At 72.4% G+C, this 6,739-nt stretch carries 6 protein-coding genes; all 6 read left to right on the top strand.

Annotated features, from left to right (window positions below):
* Positions 1-64: 64 nt before the first annotated feature.
* Positions 65-721 (top strand): peptide-methionine (S)-S-oxide reductase MsrA, encoded by a 657-nt coding sequence (gene msrA, locus D7Y11_RS40850; protein WP_126936377.1) that lies wholly within the window; start codon positions 65-67, stop codon positions 719-721.
* Between the two features lie 110 nt (positions 722-831).
* Entirely contained in the window at positions 832-1,356 is a 525-nt protein-coding gene (locus tag D7Y11_RS40845; RefSeq protein WP_233607565.1) for an aminoacyl-tRNA deacylase, read from the top strand.
* Entirely contained in the window at positions 1,353-2,876 is a 1,524-nt protein-coding gene (argH, locus tag D7Y11_RS40840; protein WP_233607564.1) for an argininosuccinate lyase, read from the top strand. The genes D7Y11_RS40845 and argH overlap by 4 nt, the downstream gene beginning before the upstream one ends.
* A gap of 48 nt (positions 2,877-2,924) precedes the next feature.
* Positions 2,925-4,007: a cysteine synthase family protein gene (locus tag D7Y11_RS40835; protein WP_233614110.1), complete on the top strand. Its 1,083-nt coding sequence runs from the start codon at positions 2,925-2,927 to the stop codon at positions 4,005-4,007.
* A complete protein-coding gene (locus D7Y11_RS40830; RefSeq protein ID WP_126936376.1) occupies positions 4,007-5,266 on the top strand; it encodes an ATP-grasp domain-containing protein in 1,260 nt (419 codons plus the stop codon). Before D7Y11_RS40835 ends, D7Y11_RS40830 begins: the two co-directional genes overlap by 1 nt.
* A gap of 10 nt (positions 5,267-5,276) precedes the next feature.
* Positions 5,277-6,739 (top strand): M20/M25/M40 family metallo-hydrolase (locus D7Y11_RS40825; RefSeq protein ID WP_126936375.1); only part of this gene is annotated, 1,463 nt, incomplete at its 3' end.

The following is a 6,739-nucleotide window of genomic DNA, read 5'->3' as shown; positions in this document are numbered from 1 at the left end:
GAGGGCGGGAGGGCGGACGTGCGCTGAACGTGAAAATGCGGAGGCCCGGAGCTAAAGCTAGAGCATGTTCTTCACGTCCCCGAAGAAGTCGAGGCTCCCCACTCCGCAGGAGGCGCTGCCGGGCCGTCCCCAGGAGATGCCGGTTCCGCAGAAGCACACCGTGCTGGGCACCCCGCTGAAGGGGCCGGTGCCGGAGGGCTTTGAAACGGCCGTCTTCGGCATGGGCTGCTTCTGGGGGGTCGAGCGCAAGTTCTGGCAGGTGCCGGGCGTGTACTCCACCTCGGTGGGGTACGCGGGCGGGCTGACGCCGAACCCCACGTACGAAGAGGTCTGCTCGGGACTCACCGGCCACAACGAAGTGGTGCGCGTGGTGTTCGACCCGGCGAAGGTCACGTACGCGCAGCTCTTGAAGGTGTTCTGGGAGAACCACGACCCGACACAGGGCATGCGCCAGGGCAACGACGCGGGCACGCAGTACCGCTCCGGCATCTACTTCGCGAACGACGCGCAGAAGCGCGCCGCGGAGGAGACGCGGCAGGCGTATCAGGCCGCGCTCAACGCGAAGGGCCTGGGCGACATCACCACGGAGGTCCTGCCCTCGCCGGCCTTCTATTACGCCGAGGATTACCACCAGCAGTACCTGCAGAAAAACCCAGGGGGTTATTGCAGCGTTGGCGGCACCGGCGTGAGCTGCCCGATTGGCATTGGCGTCAGCGCGTAACGTTCGCGCGCACGACGTGAAACACGCGCGCGGAGCGGATCCACCGTCACGGGTTCCGCTCCGCGCGCACTCTGTACGTAAGAGGGGAATCCTTTAAACTCGCGTTCGTCATGAACACGACGGATGCACCTTCCCGACGCGAATTCCTTGAGCGGTACCTGCGTGATTCCCAGGTCGCCGCGACGCTGATCAACCCCGGCGCGGACATGCCCACGGTGCCGCTGGCGGCGGCGGCGCTGGGCGTGGCGCCCGCGCAGATCGTCAAGACCATCGTCTTCGAGGGGAAGAAGGATGCGTCTCGCGCGTGTCTGGCCATCGCGCCCGGCGACATCCGCATCGCCACCGCGAAGGTGGCCGCCGCGCTCCAGCTCACGCAGCTCAAGCTGGCCAGCGCGCAGACGGTGTCGCGGCTGACGGGCTACGCCGTCGGCGGCGTCCCTCCGGTGGGGCACGCGACGCCGCTGGCCGTGGTCATCGACTCGCGCGTGCTCCAGTACGACGTCGTCTTCGGCGGCGGCGGGGATGATCAGCACATGCTGCGCATCTCGCCGCGGGACATCCAGCGGCTCACCGGCGCGGTGGTGGGCGATATCGCCGCGGAGGACGCAGCGGCTTCCCCGGTGGACGCACGATGAGCGCGCAGACCCTGGGCCGCGTTTCGCTGCCGCCCCACCCCGTCCTCTTCCGGCTGTTCTACGAACCGGGCTTCGCGGAGGACCAGCGCACGGTGCTGCCGCACCTGTTGCGCATCGACGCGGCCCACCTGGTGATGCTCGCGCACCGGGGCATCCTCCCCGCGGAGACCGTGGCGCGCCTGTTGTCCGTCAACCGCGACCTGCGGCTGCGCTCGGACGCGGGGGAGACCGTGTTCGAAACGCCCGCGTCGCACCGCGGCCTCTACCTCACGTACGAGAACGAATACATCCACCGGCTGGGAGGCGAGGTCGGCGGATCCGCGCACGTGGCCCGCAGCCGAAACGACATCAACGCCACCGTGACGCGGATGCGGCTGCGCACGGAGCTGCTGGGCGTGCTCGCCGGCTGCGAGTCCCTGTCGCGCACGCTGAGCACGCAGGCGCACGCGCACGCGCGCACGGTGATGAGCTCCTTCACCCACCAGCAGCCCGCGCAGCCCTCCACGTTCGGCCACTACCTGACGGCGGTGCTGTCGGAGTTCGTCCGTGGCACCGCGTGGCTCGCCGCCAGCTACGGCACCGTCAACCGCAGCCCCATGGGCGCCGCGGCCGGAGGTGGCACGTCGTTCCCCATCGACCCGCACGAGGTCGCGCGGCTGCTGGGCTTCTCCGCGCCGGTGCTCAACTCCGCGGACGCCGTCGGCTCGCGGGACTTCGTCATCCAGGTGCTCGGGCCCCTGGCGCTCATGGGCACCACGCTCACGCGGCTGGCCAACGACCTGCAGGCCTGGGCCAGCATGGCCTACGGCTTCCTCGACTGGCCGGATGACCTGGTGAGCACCAGCTCCATCATGCCGCAGAAGCGCAACGCCTTCGTCCTGGAGCACATCCGCGGACAGGCGGTGCACCCCACCGGCGCGCTGATGAACGCCTTGATGGGCCTGAAGAACACGCCCTTCACCAACAGCGTGGAGGTCAGCGGTGAAGTCTCCGCGCACCTGTGGCCCGCGCTCCGGGGCATCAGCAAGGCGGTCCAGTTGATGGACCTGCTGCTCCAGCACGTGCGCGTCCGCCCGGACGCGATGCGCGCCTTCCTGGTCCACGCGGACACGACGATGACCGCGGTCGCGGACCACCTGGTCGCGCGGCACGGGCTCGCGTTCCGCACGGCCCACGACGTGGTGGCCCGGCTCGTGGCGCGCAAGACGGGCGACGCGCCCCTCACCGCCGCGGACGCCCGGCGCGGGCTGGAGGCGCTGCTCCTGGAAGTCACCTCGCGCGCCTTCACGCTCGACGAGGCGGAGCTGGCGCGCGCGCTGGAGCCCGCCACCTGCGTGGAGGCGTCCGCCCATGGCGGAGGCCCCGCGCCCGCCTCCGTCCTGGCCCAGCTCGCCGCTCTGGAGGACCCGGGCCTCGCCGCCTCCCTCCAGGCCTGGCGCGTCGAACAGGAAGACGCGCGCGGACAGCTGGAGCAGGCCGTCACCGCGCTTCTCACCGCCTCCGGATTCCCGACCCCCTAACCCCGCCCGCCCTCCGCCATGCTCAAGGTCTCGTCCGTCCTGGAGTTGATGAAGAACACCCCCCTCGTCTCGCTGCGGGGCCGCGCCGTGAACCGGCCGCGCGCGCAGCTGTGGGGCAAGCTGGAGCTGTCCATGCCCGGGCAGATGAAGGACCGGGTCGCGCTCAAGATGGTGACCGACGCGGAGGCCCGGGGCGACCTTCAGCCCGGCGGCACCATCGTCGAAAGCTCCTCCGGCACCATGGCGGAGGGCCTGGCCCGCGTGGGCACCCTCAAGGGCTACCGGGTCATCATCATCACCGACCCCCGCATCGACGTGAGCACCGCCGCCAAGCTGCGGGCGCTGGGCGCGGAGGTCCTGGTGGTGGACGCCTATCACCCCACCGGAGGCTGGCAGCAGTCGCGGCTGGAGCGCCTGCGGGACGTGCTGCGCGACGTGCCCGGTGCCTTCTGGCCGCGCCAGTACGACAGCCCCAGCAACCCGGGCGCGTACAACAGCGCCATGGCCCAGGAGTTGACCGAGGCGCTGGGCGGCAACATCGCCGCGCTGGTGGCCAGCGTGGGCAGCGGCGGGTCCCTCAGTGGAACGGCCGCCGCGCTCAAGCAGCGCCTGCCTCACGTGCGCGTGGTGGCCGTGGACGCGGTGGGCTCCGTGCAGTTCCACCAGCCCAACCGCCCCCGTCTCCAGAGCGGCCACGGCAACAGCATCATCGCGGGCAACATCAACTACCGCGTCATCGACGAGGCCCACTGGCTGTCCGACGGCGAGGTGTTCCAGGGCTGCCGCGAGCTGGCCCGGCGCGAGGGCATCTTCGCGGGCGGCTCGTCCGGCGCGGTCTACATCGTGGGCTCGTGGCTCGCGGAGCAGTTCGGCCCGGACGCCCACGTCGTGGGCATCTTCCCGGACAAGGGCGACCGCTACGGGGAGACCATCTACTCGGACGACTATCTGGCGAAGCACCACATCGCCGGCCCGGAGTGCGCCGCCGCCGCGGCCCCGCACGCCATCCGCTACGGCGTGGACGTGGCCGAGCGCTGGAGCCACGCGCCGCTGCCCCACGACGGCGGCGTCCCGTACCACGCGCCCGACATCACCCTCAGCGGCGACCTCACCCGGGAGCTGGGGCTGTGATGCGCGCCCACTTCGCCTTCATCGAGAGCAACACCACGGGCACCGGCAAGCTCGCCGTGGAGCGGCTGGTGGCCCAGGGACAGCAGGTCACCTTCATCACCCGCCAGCCCGGCAAGTACCCCTTCCTCGCGAAGCTCGCAGGCAGCCCGGACCTCCAGGTGCTGGAGGCGGACACGAACGACCGGGAGGCGATGGACGCCTGCGTGCGGGCCCTGACGGCGCGCACGCGCGTGGACGCGCTCCTGACCTTCTCCACGTTCTACGTGCCCCTGGTGGCCTGGCTGGCCGCCCGGTACGGCTTCCGCTACCTCCACCCGGACGCGGCCCGCATCTGCCATGAGAAGCACGAGGCCCGGAAGGTGCTGCGCGCCGCGGGCCAGCCCACCCCGGAGTTCTGGCTCGTCACCTCCGAGGCCCAGGCGCTCCAGGTGAGCCGCGAGGCCACCTACCCCTGCGTGGTGAAGCCCACCGCGGAGAGCGGCAGCACCGGCGTACGGCGCGTGGATTCGCCCGAGGCGCTGCTCGCGCACTACCGGTCGCTCGCGTCGCGCCGGGTGAACGAGCGCGGCCAGGCGCTGGCCGGCGAGGTGCTGGTGGAGGGATTCCTCACCGGGCCCGAGTTCAGCGTGGAGACCGTGACGCTCGCCCGGGGCGACACGCGCGTCATCGGCGTCACGCGCAAGCACCTGTCCGCCCCGCCCCACTTCGTGGAGCTGGGCCACGACTTCCCGGCGCCCCTCGACGACGGTGAGCGCCAGGCGCTGGAGCGCGCCGTGGTGGCCGCGCTGGACGCGGTGGGCTTCGACCTGGGCCCCGCGCACACGGAGATCCGCCTCTGCGCCCAGGGCCCGGTGGTCATCGAAATCAACCCGCGGCTGGCGGGCGGGATGATTCCGGAGCTGGTGCGCCACGCGACCGGCATCGACCTGCTGACGGTGCTGCTGGAGCAGCTGCTGGGGCGGCCCGTGGACCTGACGCCCCGCCAGAAGGCCACGGCCTCCATCCGCTTCCTCACCGCGTCCGGCGCGGGGCGGCTCGCGGCGGTGCACGGCGTGGAGGACGCACGCCAGGAGGACGGCGTGCGCGAGGTGTCCGTGGACAAGGCGCCGGGCGTCACCGTGCGTCCGCCGGAGAGCTCTGGCGACCGGCTGGGCCACGTCATCGCGAGCGGCGAAGACCGCGCCCACGTGGAGCGCGCGGTGACGGAGGCGCTGGGGCGGATCCGCTTCGACGTGGTGGCCCCGGAAGCGGCGGCGTGAAGGCCCGCGCGTGAGCCCCCGCATCGCCAGCCTCGCGGCCGCGGTCCTCACCGCGCTCACCGCCGCCCTCGCCCTGCACTTCGCCTCCGCGCCCCCGGCGCTGCCCGCGACAGCGCCCCCGGAGGTGTTCTCCGCGGGGCGTGCACGCGAGCACCTGGCGCGCATCGCGGCCCGGCCGCACCCCGTGGGCTCGCAAGCCCACCGCGAGGTGCGCGAGTACCTGGTGGACACCGTGCGCGGCCTGGGCGTCACGCCGGAGGTGCAGGCCACGGCCGCCATCCACCCGGACATGGAGGAGAACTCCATCCCGGGCGCCACCGTCCACAACGTGCTTGCCCACGTGAAGGGCCAGGACAGCCGCGGCGTCATCGCCATCGTCGCGCACTACGACTCCGTGCCCACGTCGCCCGGGGCCTCGGATGACGGGGCCGGCGTGGCGGCGATGCTGGAGACGCTGCGGGCGCTGCGCACGGGCCCGCCGCCGCGCAACGACGTCCTCTTCCTCTTCACGGACGCGGAGGAGACGGGGCTCGTGGGGGCGCGGGCGTTCGCGTTCCATCACCCGCTGGCGGAGCAGGTGTCCGTGGTCCTCAACTTCGAGGCCCGGGGCTCGCACGGGCCCTCGCTGATGTTCCAGCCGGGCCCCGGCAACCGCTGGCTCATCCAGCACCTGGCGCGCTCGGGGGCACCCGCCCAGGCCAGCTCGCTGTTCGACGAGGTGTACCGGCGGCTGCAGAACGACACGGACTTCACCGTCTTCCTCCAGCGGGGGAAGACGGGCCTCAACTTCGGCTTCCTCGACGGGTTCATGCGCTACCACGCGCGCACGGACGACCTCGCCCACTTCGGCCTGGACAGCCTCCAGCACCACGGCGAGGTGATGCTCGCGCTCGCGCGGCACCTGGGCGACGACGCGCTGGAGCCGACGCCTCCGGAGGACGCCGTCTACTTCAACGCCGGGCCCTTCCTCGTGCACCACCCTGCCACCTGGGCCCCGCCCATCGCGCTGCTGGCGCTGCTCGCGGTGGCGGTGGCGCTCGTCATGGGACTGCGCCGTGGCCGGCTGCGCGCGTCCGGACTGACGTGGGGCGCGGGCGCGGTGCTCGCGGCGGCGGTGGCGGGCGCGGCGGCGGTCCAGGCCGCGTGGTGGGGGGTGCTGCGCATTGACGGAGGGCTGGGCGTGCTGCCGCAGGGCGACGCCTACCACGGCGACCTCTTCATCGCGGGGCTGCTGGCGCTCACGCTGTCGGCGGTGGTCGGCGTCCAAGCACTCTTCATGCGCAGGGCACGCGCGGAGGAGCGAGTAGCGGGGGCCGTCCAGTCGCTCTCCTCGCACGGGGCACTCGCGGAGGAGCGAGTAGCGGGGTCCGTCCAGTCGCTCTCCGCGCGCGGGGCGCTCCCGGAGGAGCGGGTGGCGGGGGCCGGCGTCCAGGCGCGATTCCCGCGCGGGGCGCTCGCGGAGGAGCTGGTGGC

Origin of the sequence: Corallococcus sp. AB018, assembly GCF_003986945.1 — a bacterium.
Taxonomy (GTDB): Bacteria; Myxococcota; Myxococcia; order Myxococcales; family Myxococcaceae; genus Corallococcus; species Corallococcus exiguus.
This window is presented reverse-complemented; position numbering and strand designations above follow the sequence as displayed.